18 protein-coding genes and 1 other RNA gene are annotated in these 21,626 nt (G+C 56.1%); 5 read left to right on the top strand and 14 right to left on the bottom strand.

Annotated elements, in window-relative coordinates:
- Nucleotide 1 precedes the first annotated feature (1 nt).
- The 6 genes from sufE to sufA are packed head-to-tail and all read right to left on the bottom strand — an operon-like array spanning nucleotide 2 to nucleotide 5,569.
- Complete coding sequence (sufE, locus tag B4056_RS06790; protein ID WP_071668772.1) at nucleotides 2-418, bottom strand: cysteine desulfuration protein SufE; 417 nt, start codon at nucleotides 416-418, stop codon at nucleotides 2-4.
- Between the two features lie 20 nt (nucleotides 419-438).
- Nucleotides 439-1,659: a cysteine desulfurase SufS gene (sufS, locus tag B4056_RS06785; RefSeq protein WP_104084800.1), complete on the bottom strand. Its 1,221-nt coding sequence runs from the start codon at nucleotides 1,657-1,659 to the stop codon at nucleotides 439-441.
- A complete protein-coding gene (sufD, locus tag B4056_RS06780; protein ID WP_039384107.1) occupies nucleotides 1,656-2,933 on the bottom strand; it encodes a Fe-S cluster assembly protein SufD in 1,278 nt (425 codons plus the stop codon). The genes sufS and sufD overlap by 4 nt, the downstream gene beginning before the upstream one ends.
- Nucleotides 2,908-3,654 carry a Fe-S cluster assembly ATPase SufC gene (gene sufC, locus B4056_RS06775; RefSeq protein WP_039384106.1) on the bottom strand — a complete coding sequence of 249 codons (747 nt, stop codon included), beginning with the start codon at nucleotides 3,652-3,654 and terminating at the stop codon, nucleotides 2,908-2,910. Before sufC ends, sufD begins: the two co-directional genes overlap by 26 nt.
- A 39-nt stretch (nucleotides 3,655-3,693) precedes the next feature.
- A complete protein-coding gene (gene sufB / locus B4056_RS06770) occupies nucleotides 3,694-5,187 on the bottom strand; it encodes a Fe-S cluster assembly protein SufB (RefSeq protein WP_039384104.1) in 1,494 nt (497 codons plus the stop codon).
- Between the two features lie 7 nt (nucleotides 5,188-5,194).
- Entirely contained in the window at nucleotides 5,195-5,569 is a 375-nt protein-coding gene (gene sufA / locus B4056_RS06765; RefSeq protein ID WP_094111255.1) for a Fe-S cluster assembly scaffold SufA, read from the bottom strand.
- Between the two features lie 387 nt (nucleotides 5,570-5,956).
- Between sufA and B4056_RS06760 the strand changes: the two genes are divergently transcribed.
- Nucleotides 5,957-6,361: a hypothetical protein gene (locus tag B4056_RS06760; RefSeq protein ID WP_039385821.1), complete on the top strand. Its 405-nt coding sequence runs from the start codon at nucleotides 5,957-5,959 to the stop codon at nucleotides 6,359-6,361.
- 30 nt (nucleotides 6,362-6,391) lie between these two features.
- Here the strand turns inward: B4056_RS06760 and ydiJ are convergent, their stop codons facing one another.
- The gene (ydiJ, locus tag B4056_RS06755; RefSeq protein ID WP_288654190.1) at nucleotides 6,392-9,445 is read right to left on the bottom strand and encodes a D-2-hydroxyglutarate dehydrogenase YdiJ; all 3,054 of its coding nucleotides are present in this window, start codon (nucleotides 9,443-9,445) and stop codon (nucleotides 6,392-6,394) included.
- Between the two features lie 201 nt (nucleotides 9,446-9,646).
- Here ydiJ and ydiK point away from each other — a divergent pair, with 201 nt between their 5' ends.
- The gene (gene ydiK, locus B4056_RS06750; protein WP_288654189.1) at nucleotides 9,647-10,756 is read left to right on the top strand and encodes an AI-2E family transporter YdiK; all 1,110 of its coding nucleotides are present in this window, start codon (nucleotides 9,647-9,649) and stop codon (nucleotides 10,754-10,756) included.
- A 250-nt stretch (nucleotides 10,757-11,006) separates the two neighbouring features.
- Nucleotides 11,007-11,115, top strand: an RNA gene (gene rprA / locus B4056_RS06745) — antisense sRNA RprA.
- A 162-nt stretch (nucleotides 11,116-11,277) separates the two neighbouring features.
- On the opposite strand, the gene ppsA is transcribed toward rprA, so the two are convergent.
- Nucleotides 11,278-13,668, bottom strand: a complete 2,391-nt coding sequence (gene ppsA / locus B4056_RS06740) for a phosphoenolpyruvate synthase (RefSeq protein WP_071668771.1) — start codon at nucleotides 13,666-13,668, stop codon at nucleotides 11,278-11,280.
- A 440-nt stretch (nucleotides 13,669-14,108) separates the two neighbouring features.
- On the opposite strand from ppsA, the gene ppsR reads away from it, so the two are divergent.
- Together ppsR and B4056_RS06730 are read left to right on the top strand one after the other, a co-directional pair.
- The gene (gene ppsR, locus B4056_RS06735; RefSeq protein ID WP_039384092.1) at nucleotides 14,109-14,936 is read left to right on the top strand and encodes a posphoenolpyruvate synthetase regulatory kinase/phosphorylase PpsR; all 828 of its coding nucleotides are present in this window, start codon (nucleotides 14,109-14,111) and stop codon (nucleotides 14,934-14,936) included.
- Nucleotides 14,937-15,069: 133 nt separating this feature from the next.
- Nucleotides 15,070-16,116, top strand: coding sequence for a 3-deoxy-7-phosphoheptulonate synthase (locus B4056_RS06730; protein ID WP_039384089.1), 1,047 nt, complete (start codon nucleotides 15,070-15,072; stop codon nucleotides 16,114-16,116).
- Nucleotides 16,117-16,118: 2 nt separating this feature from the next.
- Here B4056_RS06730 and B4056_RS06725 read toward each other — a convergent pair whose 3' ends face one another.
- The 6 genes from B4056_RS06725 to btuC form a co-directional block, all read right to left on the bottom strand.
- A complete protein-coding gene (locus B4056_RS06725) occupies nucleotides 16,119-17,558 on the bottom strand; it encodes a protein adenylyltransferase SelO (RefSeq protein ID WP_288654188.1) in 1,440 nt (479 codons plus the stop codon).
- A gap of 97 nt (nucleotides 17,559-17,655) precedes the next feature.
- The gene (locus tag B4056_RS06720; RefSeq protein WP_039384082.1) at nucleotides 17,656-18,399 is read right to left on the bottom strand and encodes an EAL domain-containing protein; all 744 of its coding nucleotides are present in this window, start codon (nucleotides 18,397-18,399) and stop codon (nucleotides 17,656-17,658) included.
- 312 nt (nucleotides 18,400-18,711) lie between these two features.
- Complete coding sequence (locus B4056_RS06715) at nucleotides 18,712-19,170, bottom strand: NlpC/P60 family protein (RefSeq protein ID WP_039384078.1); 459 nt, start codon at nucleotides 19,168-19,170, stop codon at nucleotides 18,712-18,714.
- 63 nt (nucleotides 19,171-19,233) lie between these two features.
- A complete protein-coding gene (gene btuD / locus B4056_RS06710; protein WP_071668769.1) occupies nucleotides 19,234-19,983 on the bottom strand; it encodes a vitamin B12 ABC transporter ATP-binding protein BtuD in 750 nt (249 codons plus the stop codon).
- A 1-nt stretch (nucleotide 19,984) separates the two neighbouring features.
- Complete coding sequence (locus B4056_RS06705) at nucleotides 19,985-20,530, bottom strand: glutathione peroxidase (RefSeq protein WP_094111902.1); 546 nt, start codon at nucleotides 20,528-20,530, stop codon at nucleotides 19,985-19,987.
- Nucleotides 20,531-20,568: 38 nt separating this feature from the next.
- A complete protein-coding gene (gene btuC, locus B4056_RS06700; RefSeq protein ID WP_039384070.1) occupies nucleotides 20,569-21,552 on the bottom strand; it encodes a vitamin B12 ABC transporter permease BtuC in 984 nt (327 codons plus the stop codon).
- Between the last annotated feature and the right edge of the window lie 74 nt (nucleotides 21,553-21,626).

Raw genomic sequence — 21,626 nt, 5'->3', positions numbered from 1 at the left:
CTTAGCAGAGCTGCTGAGCGTTATGCCGGATAGCGCGGATCATCGCTTCCAGCCCCTGAGAACGCGTTGGCGTCAGGTGCTGAGTCAGCGCCAGTTCCGCAAACCAGTGGCGCACATCCAGCTCGAGGATCTCCTGCGGCTTCAGCCCCTGATAGAGGCTAAATACTACTGCAATCAATCCCTTAACAATAGCTGCGTCGCTATCCCCTTCAAACGCCATCGATCCGTCCGCCTGCGGCGTCATGCGGATCCAGACCTGGCTCTGACAGCCTGAAATGACATACTCAGGCTGATGCAGGCTTTCAGAGGATTCTGGTAATTTTGCACCCAGCTCAATGATGTAAAGGTACTTCTCTTCCCAGTTAGCGCAACGATTAAAGTTGCGCACCAGCTTCTCTTTTTCCGGCAGGTTCGCCATCTGTTACTCCTGAAATCTGCTTAGCCCAGCAGGCGATGGATACGCGTCAGGCCAGCGGCCAGCCGATCTGCCTCATCTTCGGTATTATAGAGCGCGAAGGAGGCGCGACACATCGCCGGTACGGCATAGTGGCGCATCAGCGGCATCGCACAGTGGTGACCGGTGCGAATGGCAATACCATACTGATCGAGGAAGCTGCCAACGTCAAAGGCGTGATGTTTACCCAGGTTAAAGGCGATTACCCCGCTGCGCTGCGCTGGACCATAAAGCACGATGTCCGGTACTGAAGCGAGTTTGTCCAGCGCGTAACGCATCAGCGCGCTTTCGCGTGCATGAATAGCGTCAAGACCCAGTTCACTTACCCAATTCAGTGCAGCACCCAGACCGATGATACCGCCGGTATTAGGCGTACCCGCTTCAAAGCGCCACGGCGCGCTGTTCCAGGTGGTTCCCACCGGCAGCATGACCTGGTCAATCATGGCCCCCCCGCCTTCCCACGGCGGCATCTGCTCCTGCAGCGCTTTACGCGCATAGAGTACGCCGATACCGGTCGGACCGTAAATCTTATGTCCGGAGAAAACGTAGAAATCACAGTCGATATCCTGCACGTCAACGGCGTGATGCATCACCGCCTGCGCGCCATCAATCAGTGTGACCAGGCCGGCTGCTTTCGCCTGAGCGACCAGCGCCTTAACCGGGTTAACGGTGCCCAGCACGTTAGAGACGTGCGTGACCGCCAGCAGCCGGGTACGGCTGTCGATAAGCGAAGCAAGCTGCTCTGTAGCCAGTTCACCGCTATCGCTGAGCGGCAGGACGCGGATCTCAGCACCGGTGCGCTGTGCCACCATCTGCCACGGCACAATGTTAGCGTGATGCTCCATCTCGGTAATGATGAGATTGTCACCGGGCTGCAGCTGACTGCCGCCCCAGCTATTGGCTACCAGATTAATGCCTTCGGTTGTGCCTTTAACAAAGATAATCTCTTCATGCGAAGCCGCATTCAGAAAGGCCGCAGCCTGCGCGCGTACCGCTTCCATATCGCTGGTGGCCTGCGCGCTAAGCGAATGGATGCCGCGATGCACGGCGGCGTAGCCGTGCTGGTAAAAATGACTTTCCGCGTTGATTACCGCGAGCGGACGCTGCGCGCTGGCCGCGCTGTCAAGGTAGGCCAGCGGGTGTCCGTTGACCTCACGACTCAGGATCGGAAACTCCGCTCTGACTCGTTCGGAATCGAAACTCATGAATGTACTCCAGGGAAACGCTGTGAGATGCGTGCCAGCACCGCCTGACGCAGAATGTCATCATCCAGCGTTTCGGTCAGTTCGGCGGCAAAAGCGTGGATGATCATCTGCTGCGCCGCTTCTTCAGCGATACCGCGCGAGCGCAGATAAAACATCTGCTCATCATCAATGCGGCCGATGGTGGCACCATGGCTGCATTTTACGTCATCGGCGTAGATCTCCAGCTGTGGCTTGGTATCGACTTCCGCCAGCCGGCCCAGCAGCAGATTATTGTTGGTCATCTGGCCATCGGTTTTCAGCGCGTGCTGTGCCACTTTGATGTGACCATTGAAGACGGCACGGCCTTTTTCGCGCGAAATGGTTTTATGCAGCTGACGACTCAGGCAGTGGCCTTTGTTGTGCTCCAGATAGCTGCGGGTATCTGCGATTTCGCTGCCCACCGGCAGGACCAAGCTGTTCATTGCCAGCTCGCTGTTTTCGCCATTCAGCTGCGTGCTGGTGTTATGACGTGACAGGCCGGCGCCCAGCAGGAAGCTGGTGCTGCTGACGCGCGCATCCTGACCCATCACAATGTCATTATGCGCAAAGTGATAGCTGCTGCTGGTTTCAAAGGCGAGCTTGGTATGTTTCAGCTGCGCATTATCTGCTACGGCAAAGGTGATCCGCGCGCCGGTAAAGTGCGCCGCGTCATTCAGCGTGACATAGTGCTCAACGATTTCCGCTACCGCACTCTGCTCCAGCTCTACATGATGACGATGGTGCACGGTATTGAGCGCATCTGCCTGACCGCTGGTGATATGCAGCAGGTAGAGTGGGCGGGTAGCCGCTTTGCCGCGCGCCAGACGAATCGTCGTCACCTCTTCTGCCAGGCTCTCTGTCAGATGCAGGAAGATCTCCGGCTGTACCGGCGCCGGTAAATCGCGACGCTCAGCTGCCTGAACGTGCTGGATCTCAAACAAATCGGTTTCCGTGCTGCTCAGCGCAGGCTGGAAGCGGCCATCAACAAATACCAGTCGTACCGCGTCCAGCGGCAGCGCCAGCGCATCCGCCTGCTCACGGCTGAGACTCTGCGCGGAAGGCAGCACAAAGTGCTGTCCCAGCAGGCTCTCCAGCGACGTATATTTCCAGTTTTCATGCTTGCGGGTGGGCAAGCCTTCACGCATCAGCTGCTGCCAGTGCTGCTGCGCCTGCAGCGAGCGCTGCTCGCCGCGAGACTCAAACAGATGGTGCCACTGCTGCAGGGCATTATCACTCTTCGTCGGTAAGCCAGCCATAGCCTTGCTCCTCCAGCTGTTTCACCAGTGAAAAGTCGCCAGACTTAACGATTTTACCCTGATAAAGAACGTGCACGTGATCCGGCTTAATGTAATCCAGGATACGCTGATAGTGCGTTACGATGATGAAAGAGCGCTTACCGTCGCGCAGGCTGTTAACGCCCTCAGACACGATTTTCAGGGCATCAATATCCAGACCCGAATCGGTCTCATCGAGAATGCAGAGTTCCGGCTCCAGCGCCGCCATCTGCAGAATATCATTGCGCTTCTTCTCACCACCGGAGAAGCCGACGTTAACTGAACGCGTCAGCAAATCTTCCGGCATTTTCAGCAGCTTGATCTTATCTTCGATAAAATCCTGGAAGTCGAAGCGATCCAGCTCTTCCTGCTCACGATATTTGCGTACTGCATTAACGGAGGTCTGCAGGAAAAACTGGTTGCTGACACCCGGGATCTCTACCGGGTACTGGAACGCCATAAAGATGCCTTCTCCGGCACGCTCTTCAGGTTCCAGCGCCAGCAGATCTTTCTCTTTAAAGGTGACGGAGCCACCGGTGATCTCGTAATCTTCGCGACCCGCCAGCGTTGCTGAAAGCGTACTTTTACCTGAGCCATTCGGGCCCATAATGGCGTGGACTTCACCTGGTTTAACTTCCAGGTTCAGACCGCGCAAAATCTCTTTATCTTCAACGCTAACCTGTAAATCTTTAATACTTAACATACTTATTCCTTCACATTGCTTCCGGCAACGCGTGTGGCATCAGCCGACACTGTGCTCAAGGCTGATCGCTAACAGTTTTTGTGCTTCCACGGCAAATTCCAGTGGCAGCTCGGAGAAAACATCTTTACAGAAGCCGTTGACGATCATAGAGATCGCATCTTCTTCGCTGATGCCGCGCTGCAGGCAGTAGAACATCTGATCTTCGCCAATACGTGACGTAGTGGCTTCATGCTCAAGCTGCGCTGTGTTGTTGCGCGTTTCTACATACGGGAAAGTATGCGCACCGCAATCGGGACCAATCAGCATCGAGTCACACTGCGTAAAGTTACGCGCATTGGTTGCCGTCGGCATGATTTTCACCAGACCGCGGTAGGTATTCTGGCTTTTACCCGCCGATATCCCTTTAGAGATAATGGTCGATTTGGTGTTTTTACCGATATGGATCATCTTAGTACCGGTATCCGCCTGCTGGCGACCGCTGGTCAGGGCAACCGAGTAGAACTCACCTACGGAGTAGTCACCGCGCAGGATACAGCTTGGATATTTCCAGGTAATCGCAGAGCCGGTCTCAGACTGCGTCCAGGACATCTTGCTGTGATCGCCTTCGCACAGGGCGCGCTTGGTAACGAAGTTGAGGATACCGCCCTCACCTTCACCGCCAGGGAACCAGTTCTGTACCGTGGAATATTTCACTTCAGCATTTTTATGGATGATGACTTCAACGACCGCTGCGTGCAGCTGATAAGTGTCACGTACCGGCGCCGAGCAGCCCTCGATATAGCTGACATAGCTGTCTTCATCTGCAATCAGAATGGTGCGCTCAAACTGACCTGTTTTCGCCGCGTTGATGCGGAAATAGGTCGACAGCTCCATCGGGCAGCGTACCCCTTTCGGGATATAAACAAAGGTGCCATCGGAGGCTACCGCTGAGTTAAGCGCAGCAAAGAAGTTATCGTTGTGTGGCACGACGGTACCCAGATACTTCTGTACCAGTTCCGGATGGTCATGGATCGCTTCACCAAATGAGCAGAAGATAATGCCCTGTTTGGCCAGCTTGTCACGGTAGGTGGTTGAGACCGACACGGAATCGAAAATCGCATCGACAGCGACCTCTTTACCTTCACGTACCGGAACACCCAGCTGATTAAACGCGTCTTCCACTTCCTGAGTCAGGTAGTCACTGGAGGCCACGCTGCCCGACGCCTGGGTTGCACCCGGCTCAGATGCGCAGCTGTCGTCACAGTTCCCGCATGATGGCGCAGAAAAGTAGCTGTAATCCTGATAGTCGAGCTTGTCATAGTGCGCTTTTAACCAGTGCGGCTCTTCCATTTCAAGCCAGGCACGGAAAGCCTTGAGCCGGAACTCAAGCATCCATTCGGGTTCGTTACGTTTAGCCGAGATCGCACGCACGACATCTTCATTAATGCCGTGTGCCAGTTCGTCGGTTTGTAACCGGGTAAAGAAGCCCTCTTTGTAGTTGAGCTTGCCTTCCCAGGTCTGTACATCATCAGATGCTTCGCTATGTCGTGACATATTTCACTTACTCGACGCCAAAGCTTTCACCGCACCCGCAGGCGTGCTGAGCTTTAGGGTTATTGAATTTAAAGATCTGGTTCAGGCCTTCACGGACGTAGTCCAGCTCGGTGCCGTCGACAAACGGCATTGCCTGAAGCGGCACAAAGAGTTTTGCGCCAAACTGCTCAAACTGCAGATCGTCATCGGCTGGCTTTTTTACCAGATCCATGACATAACCAAAACCGGCACAGCCAGATTGTTTCACGCTCAGTTTCAGACCCTTTACTTCCGGGTCCTGTTCAACCAGAGTCAGGATCTGTTTCGCTGCCGACTCGGTCAGCGTAAGTCCTTTCCAGACAAAATCGTCAGGCGAAAAGGACGCGGCGTTTACTGATGACATCGTTGTACCTCGCAAGTCTGGACCTTCTCAGGCTATCCCCCTATGGTAGTGATATCGCCTATCACTTCAACCTCTTGTTTTGCAGGGATAATCATCTCGTGCTGTTTTTTCTGCTTAATTATTAAGCATAGTCCCTTTAGTACGGCCTGTAACAGACAGTTTTTATTCGGGACAAATATTACAACCTATTGATATCGTAACATTTTATAAAAACCGGCCCTAAAGCAATTAACCTGTATACAGGTTACGCCTTTACCGAATGTAAAGAGATTGTTATTGCCGATTTTAGTAACAGGTTACAGACATCAATATATTTCTTTAGCGGGAATTGCATTCCTGACGCAGTTTAATATGATAATGATTATCATTAACTATTTAGGCGGCGCTATGACACGTACCGTTTCAGCCTGGTTACAACACAAAATCAGCGACTACCGATTTGCCGTGCGCGACATCACCGTAGATTTTTATCTGGCCGAAGCCAGACTCAACCGGCCAGAGTGCTCACTGGAGCAGCTGCGCCGGTTTAACGATACCTGCCTGGATATGGCGGAAATCTGCGATATCAACGGCGACGATCGCAGCTATCTGCACGCCTTAGGCAAGCTGCACCATCGCCTGATTCAGGAGATGGGCAACGATGACCGTGACCGGCTGTTTCGCCTGCAGGCGTATCAGTTCGCCCGCCAGTCGCTGACGCATTTATGCCAAAAGCTTGCACAAAGCGGCGACTGGGACCAGATAACGGGCCTGCAGCGTGATTTTGTCCGCCACGCTGGCTGGATATTCTAATCCAGCTTTGTGACGGCTCCTACATTTTGTTTACATCAATTCCAGCAGCGCCTGTAAAGGATGACGCATGCTGTTGCCTTCGGCACGTTTTACCTGGCTGCGACAGGAAAAGCCGGTCGCCAGACAGCGCTGGCGCGGCAGCCGCTGCAGCTGCGGATGCCAGGAGAGCGCATAGATGCCGAGCGAGTTCTCCAGATGCTGCGCCTCGTGGCCATACGTCCCCGCCATGCCGCAGCAGCCGGTATTGATATTTTCCAGCCGGGCACCGAAGCGGGCAAATATCTTCTGCCATTGATCCGGCGTAGCGGGCAGCGCGGTCACTTCCGTACAGTGCGCAAACAGATACCAGGGCTCGCCGCTGACCGGCTGATTTACGCCATCAGCCAGCGCCTGCTGCAGCCACTCATGCACCAGCAGCACGCTGAAATCACCGCGCTTGCTTTTCAGTACCTGCTGATACTCATCGCGATAGCAGAGCACAGTGGCCGGGTCGACCCCGACCATCGGGATCCCCAGTTTTGCCACCCGATTGAGCAGTTCAGCAGTTTTCGCTGCGGTACGGGCGAAACGCTGCAGAAACCCCTTAACATGCTGCGCTTTGCCGTTGGGAGAGAAAGGCAGCAGCACCGGACGGTAACCCAGCTTTTCAATCAGTGAAATAAAGTCGGTCACCAGCTGCGCTTCGTAGTAGCTGGTAAACGGGTCCTGCACCACCAGCACGCACTGCTGCCGCGCTGCGCTATCCATCGCTTCCAGCTGCTCCAGCGTCAGGTTCATTGCCGGATGCCCGCTCAGACGCTGTTTAAGGTTAGGTGCGGAGAGCTGAGGCAAATCCACCATACCGATATGCGTTTTGCTGAATTCGCGCATCCACGGCTGCTGCAGGAAGAAATTGAACACCTTTGGCGCTTTCGCCATCAGCGGCGCATAGCTCTCTACGCTGGCCACCAGGTGATCGCTGACCGGTCGCAGATAGCGCGTATGGTAAAGTTGTAAAAAGCGCGCGCGGAAATCGGGCACATCGATTTTAATCGGGCACTGGGTCGAACAGGCTTTACAGGCCAGACAGCCCGACATCGCCTCTTTTACCTCATGGGAAAAATCGTACTCTCCGCGGTTAGCGTGCCAGCTGTTACGTGTACGCTGGATCAGCATACGCAGGCTGGCTCCCTGCTGCGGCAGCGCCTGCTCAAGCTGGTCAGGATCAACGCCCTGCTCCGACAGCAGGCGCAGCCATTCACGCGTCAGCGTCGCGCGTCCTTTCGGCGAGTGAATACGATTGCGGGTGATTTTCATCGACGGGCACATCGGGCTGCGCACATCAAAATTGAAGCAGAGGCCGTTGCCGTTGCACTCCATCGCGCCGCGCCAGCTGGTGCGTACCGTCAGCGGGATCTGACGATCCAGATCGCCGCGCATCGCGCCATTCACCTGCATCATCGGCGCATCGCTCTCCAGCGGCGTGCAGATTTTACCCGGATTCAGCCGGTTATCGGGATCGAACGCGCGTTTGATACGACGCAGCTCGGTAAACAGCGTTTCACCGAAAAAGGCCGGACTATACTGCGCGCGGAAACCTTTGCCATGCTCCCCCCACAGTAACCCGCCGTAACGGGCCGTCAGCGCGACCACTTCATCTGAAATCTGCTTCATCAGCAGCACCTGCTGCGGATCGCACATATCCAGTGCCGGACGCACGTGCAGCACGCCCGCATCAACATGGCCAAACATACCGTAGCTCAGGCCGTGGCTATCCAGCAGCGCGCGAAACTCACCAATATAATCGGCCAGCTGCTCCGGCGGCACCGCCGTATCTTCCACAAACGGAATCGGCTTGGCGCGCCCCTGTGCATTGCCCAGCAGGCCAACCGCCTTCTTACGCATCGCGTAAATACGCTCGACCTCAGCCAGTTCATTACAGATCTGATAACCTATGACGCCACCCTGCCGCTCAGTCATCAGCGTATCCAGCCGGTCGCAGAGACGGGCGATTTGCTGTTCGATAAGTGCGCCATCATCGCCGGCAAACTCCACGATATTCAGTCCCAGCATCGTTTTATCCGGGATATCGGTGATCAGTTCTTTAACGGAGTGCCAGACAATATCTTCCCGCGCCAGATTCAGTACTTTTGAATCCACCGTCTCCACTGACAGCGCCTGCGCTTTTACCATAAATGAAGCGTTGCGCAGCGCGGAGTCGAAAGACTCATATTTAACGTTAACCAGACGACGGACTTTGGGGATTGGCGTGATATCAAGACGCGCTTCCGTAATAAACGCCAGCGTGCCCTCGGCACCGCACAACAGCCGCGTGAGATCGACCTGCTGCATGTCATCACTGAAGACGTGGCGTAAATCGTAACCGGTCAGGAAGCGGTTAAGCTTTGGAAAATTTTCAAGGATCAGCGCGCGCTGCTCACGACAGCTTTGCAGCACCGTCTGGTAGATGCGGCCCTCAGGCGTCGGCGTTGCGGCGAGCTGCTCCGCCAGCGCCACCGGTATGGCGCGCGTATCAAGGATATCGCCGCCCAGCAGCACCGCGCGTAACCCCTCGACATGATCGGAAGTTTTACCATATACCAGCGATCCCTGACCTGAGGCATCGGTGTTGATCATGCCGCCCAGCGTGGCGCGGTTACTGGTGGAGAGCTCCGGGGAAAAGAAGAAACCGTATGGCCGGAGCCAGGCGTTGAGCTGATCTTTCACTACTCCCGCCTCAACCCGCACCCAGCCCTGTTCGGTGTTGATCTCCAGAATGCGGTTCATGTAGCGCGACATATCAACCACAATGCCCTGATTCAGCGACTGTCCGTTAGTGCCGGTGCCGCCGCCGCGTGGCGTAAACGTCAGGCTGGCAAAAGCGTCCTCACCGGCGAGCCGCGCAATCAGAGCGATATCTGCGGTCGAACGCGGAAACAGTGCCGCATCCGGCAGAAGCTGATAGATGCTGTTATCCGTAGAGAGTGAGAGACGGTCGGCATAGCTGGTAGCGGTATCGCCGGTAAAACCCTGCTCTTTGAGCGCCTGCAAAAAGGCGAGAACTTGCTGAACCAGGCCAGGAGCCTGCGGAATTTGTGGGATCATGGTGTCGTGACCGGGATGTTGTAAACGTTTGCGTAGTAATTTTTTAACGTCTGGTTGTATCACATTTTTTTCCTGTCTGCTGGCATTTCCCTTCCCCGCTTCTGTGGCCCTGCTTTTCCTGTTTAATTTTCAGGAAATAGCGCATGATGATCCCGGGCCAGGGGCCCTTCCTGAAGGATTAACTGAGGTTAAATCGCTGTTATGAAAAGCCTGCAACGCGGTGTGGATCTGCCGCAACTGCTGTTCTCACTGATGTTTATTTTGCTGATGATTATCGCCTGTCTCTGGGTGGTACAGCCTTTTATTCTGGGCTTTGCCTGGGCAAGCATGGTTGTTATCGCAACCTGGCCACTCATGATTCGCCTGCAGCATCTGCTGTGGGGACGCCGCTCCCTGGCCGTTATCGCCATGACGATTCTGCTGCTGCTGCTGTTTATCATTCCGATTGCGCTGCTGGTCAGCAGCCTGATTGACAACAGCGCCCCGGTTATCGCCTGGGCTACTCAGCGCCATCTGCTGATGCCGGAATTCGCCTGGCTGCGGGAGATCCCGTATGCCGGCAACAAGCTCTATGTCAGTTACCATAAGCTGGTGGATGGCGGCGGTTCAGCGATCATGCGTCAGGTGCAGCCCTATATTGGTCGCACCACGGGCTTCTTTGTCGCACAGGCGGGACATTTTGGCCGCTTTATGCTGCATCTGGCGCTGATGCTGTTATTCAGCGTGCTGCTTTACTGGCGCGGTGAGCAGGTGGGACAGGGTATCCGCCACTTCGCCTACCGTATGGGGGGGCCCCGTGGCGATGCTGCGGTGCTGCTGGCCGGACAGGCAATACGGGCCGTTGCGCTGGGTGTTGTCGTCACGGCGCTGGTGCAGGGGGTATTAGGCGGGATCGGACTGGCGATCTCGGGCATACCTTATGCCACGCTGCTGACGGTGCTGATGATCCTGACCTGCCTGGTCCAGCTGGGTCCGCTGATTGTTCTGGTACCCGCGATTATCTGGCTCTACTGGAGCGGTGATACGACGTGGGGCACGGTGCTGCTGGTCTGGAGCTGTATTGTCGGCACGCTCGACAACGTGTTACGTCCGGTGCTGATTCGCATGGGTGCCGATTTACCCATGATTCTGATCCTCTCAGGTGTTATCGGCGGCCTGATCGCCTTTGGCATGATTGGCCTGTTTATCGGCCCGGTCGTGCTGGCGGTCTCTTATCGCCTGGTTTCAGTCTGGATGCACGAGGCTCCGGCGCCGCATGATGATGTGGAAACGGCAATTGAAGCGCTGACAGAGCATGAAGAGCTGCCCTGATACCTCTGATGGTCGCAGCGGCCTGAACATTCATGCCCGGGCATTTTTCAGGCACGCTGTTTTTCATAAACGGTTTTTAAGAAAAAACGCGATTTTTAGCGCTTAACGACGTTTCGCTGGCTGGAATGATTATTTTTCATACTGAATCGCCCGATGCAGCGGGCAAAAAAGGCGATAAAAGATTATCAGCTTTAAACTAATAAGAGGATTCTTAAAGACTATAGCAGGCGCAATAAATAATATGTTTCTCATGTTGGAAATCAACCTACTGATTTTTAAACAACCTTTTTCCCCTGAGTAACGTAAAAGAATTGCTGTGTGTAGTCTTTGCCCATCCCCTGTGATGGGCTTTTTTTTGGCCTGCATTCAGCGCCCGCTGTAGCACTGCGTGCTATCTGAACAGGCGGGATGCTTAGCAGCTAAAACTCAGGGTTATTATGCTGAAACAGTGGCTCATCCGCAGCTTAAGCCTGCATGAATCATGACGCGTACGGTATAACCTTACGCGTCATGTTCAGAGGTTAAGCGCGCTGAGCAGAGTCAATCTCAGCCAGGCTCAGCCAGGTTTCCACCACCGTATCCGGATTAAGCGACAGGCTGTCAATGCCCTGCTCCATCAGCCACGCGGCAAAATCCTGATGATCTGAAGGACCCTGTCCGCAGATACCGACATATTTGCCCTGTTTTTTTGCGGCCTGAATCGCCATCGAAAGCAGCGCTTTCACCGCTTCATTGCGCTCATCAAACAGAGCAGACACCACGCCAGAATCGCGATCCAGCCCCAGTGCCAGCTGCGTCATATCGTTGGAACCGATGGAGAAACCGTCGAAGTGCTGCAAAAACTGTTCTGCCAGCAGCGCGTTTGACGGGATTTCACACATCATAATCACCTTCAGACCCGCTTCACCGCGCTTCAGCCCGTGCTTCGCCAGTTCAGCCACGACCGCTTCCGCCTGGTCAACGGTGCGCACAAAAGGCACCATGATTTCAACGTTACTCAGCCCCATCTCATTGCGCACCCGCTTCACGGCTTCGCACTCCAGCGCAAAACAGTCGCGGAAGCTGTCAGCAACGTAGCGCCCGGCCCCCCGGAAACCAAGCATCGGGTTCTCCTCTTCCGGCTCGTAGCGCTCTCCGCCGACCAGATTGGCGTACTCGTTCGATTTAAAATCGGACAGGCGCACAATCACGCGCTTCGGCGCAAAGGCGGCGCCCAGGGTAGCAATCCCCTCCGTCAGGCGCGCGATATAGAACTCAACCGGATCGTCAAAGCCTTTCATCATCTGGCGGATCTGCTGCTGTAGCTCCGGCGTCTGCTGATCAAACTCCAGCAGCGCTTTAGGATGCACGCCGATCATGCGGTTGATAATAAACTCCAGCCGCGCCAGGCCGACACCCTCATTGGGCAGACAGGCGAAGTCAAACGCGCGATCGGGATTACCGACGTTCATCATGATCTTAAGCGGCAGATCGGGCATCGAGTCGACCTGAGAGCTGGCGATCTCAAAATCGAGCAGGTCATTGTAGACGTAGCCGGTATCGCCTTCGGCGCAGGAAACCGTCACTTTATGCCCGTCACGCAGGTGATCGGTGGCATCACCACATCCCACCACCGCCGGGATCCCCAGCTCACGTGCAATGATCGCCGCATGGCAGGTGCGTCCGCCGCGGTTGGTCACGATAGCCGACGCTTTTTTCATGATAGGTTCCCAGTCCGGGTCCGTCATATCGGTGACCAGCACGTCGCCCTTCTCAATGCGGTGCATTTCGCTGATATCGTGGATCACCTTGACTTCACCCGCACCGATACGGTGACCGATGGCGCGTCCTTCAACCAGCACCTGGCCCGTGCCCTGCAGGCTGTAGCGCTCCATCACCTGACCATTCGAGCGTACGGTTTCCGGTCGCGCCTGTACGATATAGAGCTTGCCGGTATGCCCGTCTTTTGCCCACTCGATGTCCATCGGGCGCTTGTAGTGCTGTTCAATCAGCACCGCCTGGCGTGCCAGCGCCTGTACTTCGTCGTCGGTCAGGCTGAAACGATCGCGCGTTGCCTGCTCTACATCCTCAATGCGCACCTGCTCGCCATGCGTCTGAGAATCGGCATACACCATGCGGATTTTTTTAGACCCCATCGTCCGCCTGACAATAGCCGGGCGGTTTGCCGCCAGCGTCGGTTTATGCACGTAAAACTCATCCGGGTTGACCGCACCCTGTACCACCATCTCACCCAGCCCCCAGGCTGAAGTGATAAAGACGACCTGATCAAAACCTGACTCAGTATCAATGGTAAACATCACGCCAGAGGCGGCAAGATCGGAGCGAACCATACGCTGCACCCCGGCCGAGAGCGCCACGCCGCGATGATCGTAGCCCTGATGCACGCGGTATGAGATAGCCCGATCGTTAAACAGCGAGGCGTATACGTGCTTAACCGCCACCAGCACGGCATCAAACCCCTGTACGTTGAGGAAGGTCTCCTGCTGCCCGGCGAATGAGGCGTCAGGCATATCCTCGGCAGTCGCGGATGAGCGGACGGCAAAAGAGGCGTCGGCATCATCAGCAGAAAGCTGCTCATAAGCAGTACGAATAGCCGCTTCCAGCGCCGGCTGAAACGGCGTGTCCACGACCCACTGGCGGATCTGCTTGCCCGCCTGGGCCAGCGCCGCCACGTCATCAATATCCGTGATATCCAGTAGTGCATAAATGCGCTGGTTCAGTCCGCTTTGGTCGAGAAACTGATTAAACGCGTCAGACGTCGTGGCAAAGCCGTTCGGGACGGATACGCCCAGCGACGACAAATTGGTAATCATTTCTCCAAGAGAGGCATTTTTGCCTCCCACCCGATCAACATCATGCATGCCAAGCTGGTTATACCAGAGCACTAGCGATTGTTGGTCTTGATTGGACATTGAGATGATCCTTTTAAATGATTAGGGCACATGGAACATTTTGCTATTCGCCACAGCAGCCTGGCATAACTGGTTTATAAAGACTAAGTGTTGAATCGTTAAAGCAAAAAAAGAGAGACAAAATCAGACTATTACCTGCCGGGGCTGACGTTGCGCAAACGGCGCTATTATTACTAACAGCTTGCTGCAATAACGAATTTTCCATTTTTATAGCATTATCAGCGGATTGCTGTTGCGCAAACGACATCAGACAGAGTCTGCGCGTCATTTATGAAACTGTGGCGGGCGCGGACGTTTATTTATCGCTTTTTCTTTATGATGCTATTAACGTCAGGTATGACACTATTCCGGTCTGAGCACGGCGGCATATGGATATTTCATTTCGATTTAATTTGAAATGAAATCGGTTAATTCACTATTCATTCAGAGAGCACTTTTCAATGAGCACTGAACGCAGCGTGTTTTATATTTCAGACGGCACCGCCATTACAGCAGAAGTGCTGGGCCACGCAGTGCTCTCGCAGTTTCCGGTTGATACGCACAGCGTTACCCTGCCGTTTGTAGAAAACGTGCAGCGCGCCCAGGCGGTCAAAGCGCAGATCAACGCGCTCTGGCAGCGCAGCGGCGTGCGGCCGCTGGTCTTTTTTTCCATCGTTACGCCTGAGGTTCGCGACATCATTCTGGAGAGTGAGGGGTTTTGTCAGGATATTGTGCAGGCGCTGGTGGCTCCCCTGCAGAGTGAACTGGGCGTCTCCTCTATGCCGGTGGCACACCGCACTCACGGACTGACCGCGAATAACCTGGGTAAATATGATGCGCGTATCGCCGCGATTGACTACACCCTGGCGCATGATGACGGGATCTCACTGCGCGGACTCGAAGATGCTCAGGTGATCCTGCTGGGCGTTTCGCGCTGTGGCAAAACTCCGACCAGCCTCTATCTTGCCATGCAGTTTGGTATTCGCGCAGCCAACTACCCCTTTATTGCCGATGATATGGATAACCTCAAGCTTCCTCCTGCGCTGCGCGCGCATCAGCACAAGCTGTTCGGGCTGACCATCGATCCGGAACGGCTGGCGGCCATTCGCCAGGAACGGGCGGAGAATACCCGCTACGCCTCGCTACGCCAGTGCCGGCTGGAAGTGGGTGAAGTGGAAGCGCTGTTCCGTACACATCAGATTCGCTACCTCAACAGTACCAACTACTCGGTCGAGGAGATTGCCACCAAAATCCTCGACATTATGGGGCTGGAGCGACATATGTACTGACTGATGCGCTAAGCGGCCCGCGTATTTATTATCTCTGTGATTTTGCTGGTTGAATTCAGGACGCATTGGTTTATTGTGAACCTCATCACTTCCCGGTATATCACCGCTGCGAAGAACCTGTTTGAGAGCCACTATGAATAAGACTGATGAACTGCGTACGGCGCGAATTGGCAGCCTGATTACGCCCGCCGCGCTGGCCAGCCAGCACCCGCTATCGTCTGACATCGCAGAGAGCGTTACGGCCGCGCGCCAGCGTATTGCGCGCATTCTGACCGGCGAGGATCCGCGCCTGCTGGTCATAATCGGGCCCTGTTCGCTGCATGACCCGCGCGCTGCGCTGGATTATGCGGCACGCCTGCAGCAGCTGCGCGAGCAGTATCAGGACCGGCTGGAAATCGTCATGCGCGCCTATTTTGAGAAACCGCGTACCGTGGTGGGCTGGAAAGGGCTGATTTCCGATCCCGACCTTGACGGCAGCTTTGATGTCAATCGCGGTATTGCTATCGCCCGCAAGCTGCTGCTGGATATCAACGCGCTGGGTCTGCCAACGGCGACTGAATTCCTCGATATGGTAATCGGCCAGTTTATAGCCGATCTCATCAGCTGGGGTGCCATTGGCGCCCGCACCACTGAAAGCCAGATCCATCGCGAAATGGCCTCTGCGCTCTCCTGCCCGGTAGGGTTTAAAAACGGCACGGACGGTAACGTACAGATCGCCGTTGACGCCATTCGTGCTGCCCGCGCCAGCCATATGTTCCTCTCGCCGGATAAAGCGGGCCAGATGACCATTTATCAGACCAGCGGCAATCCGCACGGTCATGTGATCCTGCGCGGCGGGCGTCAGCCAAACTATCATGCGGAAGATGTGGCGGCGGCGGCGGCCAGCCTGCGTGAGTTCAGCCTGTCTGAGCAGATGGTGATCGATTTCAGTCACGGCAACTGCCTTAAGCAGCATCGCCGCCAGCGTGATGTGGCGCGCGATATCGCCGCGCAGATCCGCGCCGGTTCGCGAGCGGTAGCAGGCGTTATGATTGAGAGTTTTCTGCAGGAAGGAAACCAGAAAGTGGTGGCTGGTCAGCCGCTGGTGTACGGCCAGTCGATTACCGATCCCTGCCTCGGCTGGGACGATAGCGCGGCGGTACTGGCAGAGCTGGCTGCCGCCGTCGACAGCCGTTTCTGATATCAGCTGGAGCAGCTGACCTCCAGCGTTTTACTCCACTCCGGCGGCCGCTGGCGCAACGTCGCGCTGCTGGCCGCTTCATCAAAGGGGTGCTGCAGCGCCAGATGCAGCTCTTTAAGGGCCGCAGTCTCGCCCCGCTCCACCTCTTCAATCACCTGCTGGGCAAGATAGTTGCGCAGCACGATGGCGGGGTTGGCCGCCTGCATCACCGCCTGCCGTTCGCTGTCGCTGACCTCATCCTGCAGCAGCCGCTGCTGATAACTGCTATACCAGCGATCAAACGCGTCGCGATCGATAAACTCATCGCGCAGCGGCGAACGCCTTTCCTGCTGTTCGGTATAGCTGAGCTGACGAAACGTAAAGGTGTAATCGCTGTGCTCATTGCTCATCAGCGCCAGCAGGTTGCTCAGAATCGTATTATCCTCTGCCTGCGGCGTCAGCAGGCCAAGTTTCGCCCGCATGCGCTCTCCCCAGACGCGCATCAGTTCAGGCTCATAGTGGCTCAGCGCCTGCTTCAGCTGCTCCGTGGTCAGCAATCCCGACAGCGCGTGCGCCAGCCGGTTGAGGTTCCACAGGCCAACCGTCGGCTGATTATTAAACGCATAGCGCCCCTGATAGTCACTGTGGTTGCAGATAAAGGCGGGATCGTACTCATCGAGAAAGCCGTAAGGACCGTAATCCAGCGTCAGGCCGAGAATCGACATGTTATCCGTGTTCATCACTCCGTGAGCAAAGCCTGCGCTCTGCCACAGTGCGATCAGGCGGGCGGTACGTTTTGCCACATCCGTGAACCACAGCAGATAGCGATCCGGTTCCGCCTCAAGGTGCGGCCAGTGATGACGAATCGCATAGTCTGCCAGCTGGCGTACTTTATCCGTCTCCCCTGCGTAATAGAAGTGTTCAAAGTGACCAAAACGCAGATGGCTCTCCGCAATACGCATCAGCATCGCGCCGCGCTCCTGCGTTTCGCGCAGCACCGGTTCGTCACCGATGGCCAGCGCCAGGGCGCGCGTCCCGGGGATACCCAAATGGTGTAACGCTTCTGAAGCGAGAAACTCCCGCACGCTTGAGCGGATCACCGCCCGTCCATCTCCCATGCGGGAATAAGGGGTTAAGCCTGCGCCTTTCAGATGCCAGTCCAGCTTGCGCCCATCTTCCAGCTGCTGCTCACCCAGCAGCAGGCCGCGTCCGTCACCCAGCTGCCCGGCCCAGACGCCAAACTGATGGCCGCTATACACCTGAGCGAGCGGAGCCATGCCTGGCAGCAGCGCCTGACCGCTCCATACGCCGTGGCCGTCGCCGGCAAACAGCTCCGCATCCAGCGCCATTTCCGCCGCCAGCGGCGCATTATGATAGAGGAGACGCCCTCCCGCCAGCGGTGTAGGCTGCAGCGATGTGTAATATCCGGTCAGCTCCTGCTGCCAGCTATTGATAAATTGCATATATACTCCAGAGGTGCTTAATAATGCAGCACCAGGATAGCGTGTAGAGAGTAAAGGATAGTCTGGCACGGGGCGCCCGGGAAAAACAGCGCCTGAATTACTGCTGCGAGGGTGTGGTCTGCGTCAGAAAAGGAGTGATGAGATCTTCTAACCGTTCCGCTTTAACCACCGGGAACACGTTACCCTGAATGTGCACGCCGCTCAGATCGCTGACTTTGCTCAGCAGGCGCGCATCATCGATACCAGAAATAATAATTTGCTGCGTATAGCCGCTGAAATTATCGATAACCGTCTGCATAAAAGGGATAAAGGAGGCGCGCTTCGCCAGATTCTGGATAAATAATTTATCCAGCTTCAGGACGCTAAACAGCGAATCATAGACTGCCGTTGCCGGGGCTTTGCCAGCTCCGAATTGTGAAAGCGATAAACGGAATTGATGATTAAGTCGGGATAAAACCGGATGCGCTTTGCCGGCAGATAATTGCGGAAACGTTTCGCTGATATCCATTACGATAAATGGCAGCTGTTTAAATTTCCTTAACAGAATTTCACTCTCTAACAGCGTTTCAGCCAGCGATTCGTCAATTCTCATTAGCGCATCAACATGATTACGCTCAAAGAAAGCGCGGTGCTTTTCCAGGATTAAAAGCTGAGCCTGCAGCAGCCTTAACTGCTGACTGGCATCGAGCTGCGGCAACAGTAAATCCTGTGGCAACGTAATTGGCGCACTGTCATGAACAAATTGTGTAACCAGCTCAACCGCAGTGAGCTGGCCCTCCAGCGTATAAGCCGGATAAAACCAGGTTTCCGACTGATAGTCGGCCGAAATATGGACTTTCATTTTTTACAGCCAGAGGCAGTGGCAATGAAGGCATCGTATATCAATGAAAAGAGTCAGGCAATAGCACCAAACGCCGGAAGAGAAGGTGTTTTAGCGCCTAATGCAAGCTATTAATCATTAAATTATACTTAAGCCAAATACGCCGTGTTAATATCCACAATGATAAAATCTTTAGCTCTATTTTTAGTAGTAATTTGTCAGGTGGTAAAGTACCAATTTTAATGAGAGCTTTATTTCAGCAAAAAAAGAACCCATTGTGCGAATTAAGCTCTCTTTTCGCCGCGCTATTTCATTCATCCAGAATGCAACTTGTCATATTCTGCGCGCCTGCCAGAAGACCCGCTGCCAGTAAACATTATTGAGCGAAGAGCGAATAACGCCTTTGCTGGTAGAGGCGTGTATAAAGGTGTTGTTGCTGGCATAGATACCGACATGCAGCCCGTTTTCGCCGCTGCCGGTTTTGAAAAACAGCAGATCGCCAGGCAGCAAATCACGTGGATCGATACGGTTGCCGATTTTTGTCTGAGCGCGTGTGGAGCGTGGCAGCGCGATGTCAAAGCGATCGCGGAACGTCAGCAGGACAAAGCCGGAGCAGTCAACCCCACGCGGACTGAGGCCACCATAGCGGTACGGCGTGCCCTGCCAGCGGCTGAGCTGATAGTTGAGCCGGGTCTGCACTGCGGCAGGATCTGAGAGACGGGAATCAGGCGGAGGCGCATGATGACTGCACCCTGTGACCATCAGCACGAATAGCAGAATAAGTAACCGCATAGCCTGTTCCCTGTCAGCCCGATCCGGCAGACACTGTAGCCGTAAACGCGCGCGGTGTGCAAGTCAGGAGAGCAGCAGCAGACGCCCCTGCGGTGTATCCACCTCTGTCACCTCTGTCTGAAACAGCGGCGCAAGCCGGGCGGCCGTCAGCACCTCATGCGCCCTGCCCTGATATTTCAGCTCTCCCTGATGCAGCAACCAGACGCGATCCGCGTAGCGCAGCGTATGATTCAGGTCGTGACTGCTGGTGATCACGCCGATGCCGGCGGCGCAAAGCTGCTGCAGAAGCCGGGTGACGCCCTGCTGCTGCGCCACATCCAGCGCGCTCATCGGCTCATCGAGCAGCAGCAGGCTGCCCTGCGGATTGATGTCAGGATGAATTTGCAGTATCACCGCCAGCAGGCGCACCCGCTGCCACTCCCCTCCGGAGAGCTGCGTCAGAGCGCTCTCCAGCTTGTGATGCAGACTCAGCTGCGACAGCAAACGCGCCAGCACGTTATTCAGCTCTGTGCCAGCACCACGCGGCAGATGCATCTGCAGGTAGTGCCAGACCGGCATCGCGCCGGGCGCAGGCTGCTGCTGAGGCAGCCAGCCACGCTGCTGAGCCAGCGCCTCTCCTGACAGCGCAGCAACAGCGGTGCCGTTAAGCAGCAGCTCTCCGCGCGGAGTCGCAAGACCGCTGAGCGCCTCCAGCAGGGTGCTCTTTCCGGCGCCGTTAGCGCCCACCAGATGTACCCACTCCCCGCGCGCGAGAGCGAGATCCAGCGGCGCCAGCCGGCCGGGGCAGCTCAGACCGTGACACGCCAGCAGCATGTCAGGCGGTCAGCGCCTGCTCAATACGCTTAAGCACCTGCGGCGCATCCGGAGCCATATCGGGTGAAAAACGGGCGATAACGTTACCCTGTTTATCGACCAGGAACTTCTCGAAGTTCCACAGGATATCGCCGGGTTCTGCCGGCGCCCGGCCTTTCGCTATCATACGCTCAAGAAAACCGCTCTCCTCCGGACGTTCAGCTTCCGGCTGGGCGCTGACCAGCGTGCGATAGAGCGGATGGCGCTGCGCGCCGTTAACGTCCGTCTTATCAAACAGAGGAAACGTCACGCCATACGTGGTGCTGCAAAACGTCCGGATCTCTTCGTTAGTGCCCGGCTCCTGCTCCAGGAACTGGTTGCAGGGAAAGCCCAGCACGCTAAAGCCCCGCGCCTGAAACGCTTTATGGAGTGACTCAAGCTGCTCATACTGCGGCGTCAGTCCGCAGCGGGAGGCGACGTTCACTACCAGCAGTACGCGGTCACGCCAGGCCTCCAGCGTAGTGGCGGTACCATCAAGGGTTTTCAGCGGGATCTGATACAACGTCATGGTGTTCTCCTGTGTCCGTCAGATAACGCCAGCCGCAGCTAGCGTGAAGATTTTACTAAAAGCAGAATAAACAGCGGTGCGCCCAGCGTCGCGGTCACCACGCCTATCGGCAGCTCAGCAGAGGTCAGCAGCAGCCGCGCAAGAATATCCGCCGCCAGCAGCACTGCCGCACCCGCCAGTGCTGCTGCAGGCAGCAGATAGCGATGATCGCTGATGCCGCTCAGCCGCAGAAGATGCGGGACAACCAGCCCGACAAAGCCGATCGCCCCCGCCAGCGCCACGCTGACGCCTGTCAGCCAGCCCATGGCCAGCACCAGCAGGTTACGCCACAGCTGCAGCGGTAAGCCGAGCTGCCGCGCAGACGTCTCGCCCAGCGCCAGCAGATTCAGCGTGCGCGCACTGCACAGCAGCGCGGCGATTACCGGCATCAGGCTGAGTATCAGCCAGCCATAGCGCCAGTCAACGCCGCCAAAGCCTCCCATCATCCAGTACATCAGCTGACGCAGGTCGAGCGTGGTACTGAAGTAGACTGCCCACGTCATCACAGCGCTGCAGATAATACCCAGCGCCACACCGGTAAGCAGTAAGCGACTGCTGGCGAGCTGACGATGGGCAAAATGCAGCAGGATCAGCGTAATTGCCAGGGCGCCAGCCATCGCCGCCAGCGCCAGGCTCCACAGGGAGCCGCTGCCGAGCAGCACGCCCAGTACTACTCCCACGCCGGCACCGTTAGAGACGCCGAGCAGTCCCGGCTCAGCCAGCGGATTTGTAAACAGCGCCTGCATAACGGTACCGCAGAGCGCCAGCGCGGCGCCTGTCGCAATAACGGCCAGCGTACGCGGCAGACGGATCTGCCAGACAAACAGCTCGCCCTGCGGGGTAAACCATTCGGCAGGCAGCAGCCAGCGCTCGCCGGCACACAGGCTGAGCAGGCTGAGCAGCAACAGCAGCGCGGCGAGCAGCAGCAGTGTACGCCGGCTACGGCGACCGGTCTGACGGGCAAGCTGATCGAGCAGAGTCATAAGCGAGGCAGTTAAGCAGGAGAATGTCACGATTGTAGAGGGATTATGGCAAAAAGAAAGCCATCCCCTGCAGG

Source organism: Pantoea sp. UBA7232, assembly GCF_002473195.1.
Taxonomy (GTDB): domain Bacteria; phylum Pseudomonadota; class Gammaproteobacteria; order Enterobacterales; family Enterobacteriaceae; genus Pantoea; species Pantoea eucrina.
Note: the sequence above shows the minus strand (reverse complement) of the source record. Positions and strands in the feature narration are given on the sequence as shown.

Bases quoted from the DNA above. Each gene is read 5' to 3' on its own strand.
- sufE (WP_071668772.1), bottom strand. From the start codon at position 418: ATGGCGAACCTGCCGGAAAAAGAGAAGCTGGTGCGCAACTTTAATCGT.
- sufS (WP_104084800.1), bottom strand. From the start codon at position 1,659: ATGAGTTTCGATTCCGAACGAGTCAGAGCGGAGTTTCCGATCCTGAGT.
- sufD (WP_039384107.1), bottom strand. From the start codon at position 2,933: ATGGCTGGCTTACCGACGAAGAGTGATAATGCCCTGCAGCAGTGGCAC.
- sufC (WP_039384106.1), bottom strand. From the start codon at position 3,654: ATGTTAAGTATTAAAGATTTACAGGTTAGCGTTGAAGATAAAGAGATT.
- sufB (WP_039384104.1), bottom strand. From the start codon at position 5,187: ATGTCACGACATAGCGAAGCATCTGATGATGTACAGACCTGGGAAGGC.
- sufA (WP_094111255.1), bottom strand. From the start codon at position 5,569: ATGTCATCAGTAAACGCCGCGTCCTTTTCGCCTGACGATTTTGTCTGG.
- B4056_RS06760 (WP_039385821.1), top strand. From the start codon at position 5,957: ATGACACGTACCGTTTCAGCCTGGTTACAACACAAAATCAGCGACTAC.
- ydiJ (WP_288654190.1), bottom strand. From the start codon at position 9,445: ATGATCCCACAAATTCCGCAGGCTCCTGGCCTGGTTCAGCAAGTTCTC.
- ydiK (WP_288654189.1), top strand. From the start codon at position 9,647: ATGAAAAGCCTGCAACGCGGTGTGGATCTGCCGCAACTGCTGTTCTCA.
- ppsA (WP_071668771.1), bottom strand. From the start codon at position 13,668: ATGTCCAATCAAGACCAACAATCGCTAGTGCTCTGGTATAACCAGCTT.
- ppsR (WP_039384092.1), top strand. From the start codon at position 14,109: ATGAGCACTGAACGCAGCGTGTTTTATATTTCAGACGGCACCGCCATT.
- B4056_RS06730 (WP_039384089.1), top strand. From the start codon at position 15,070: ATGAATAAGACTGATGAACTGCGTACGGCGCGAATTGGCAGCCTGATT.
- B4056_RS06725 (WP_288654188.1), bottom strand. From the start codon at position 17,558: ATGCAATTTATCAATAGCTGGCAGCAGGAGCTGACCGGATATTACACA.
- B4056_RS06720 (WP_039384082.1), bottom strand. From the start codon at position 18,399: ATGAAAGTCCATATTTCGGCCGACTATCAGTCGGAAACCTGGTTTTAT.
- B4056_RS06715 (WP_039384078.1), bottom strand. From the start codon at position 19,170: ATGCGGTTACTTATTCTGCTATTCGTGCTGATGGTCACAGGGTGCAGT.
- btuD (WP_071668769.1), bottom strand. From the start codon at position 19,983: ATGCTGCTGGCGTGTCACGGTCTGAGCTGCCCCGGCCGGCTGGCGCCG.
- B4056_RS06705 (WP_094111902.1), bottom strand. From the start codon at position 20,530: ATGACGTTGTATCAGATCCCGCTGAAAACCCTTGATGGTACCGCCACT.
- btuC (WP_039384070.1), bottom strand. From the start codon at position 21,552: ATGACTCTGCTCGATCAGCTTGCCCGTCAGACCGGTCGCCGTAGCCGG.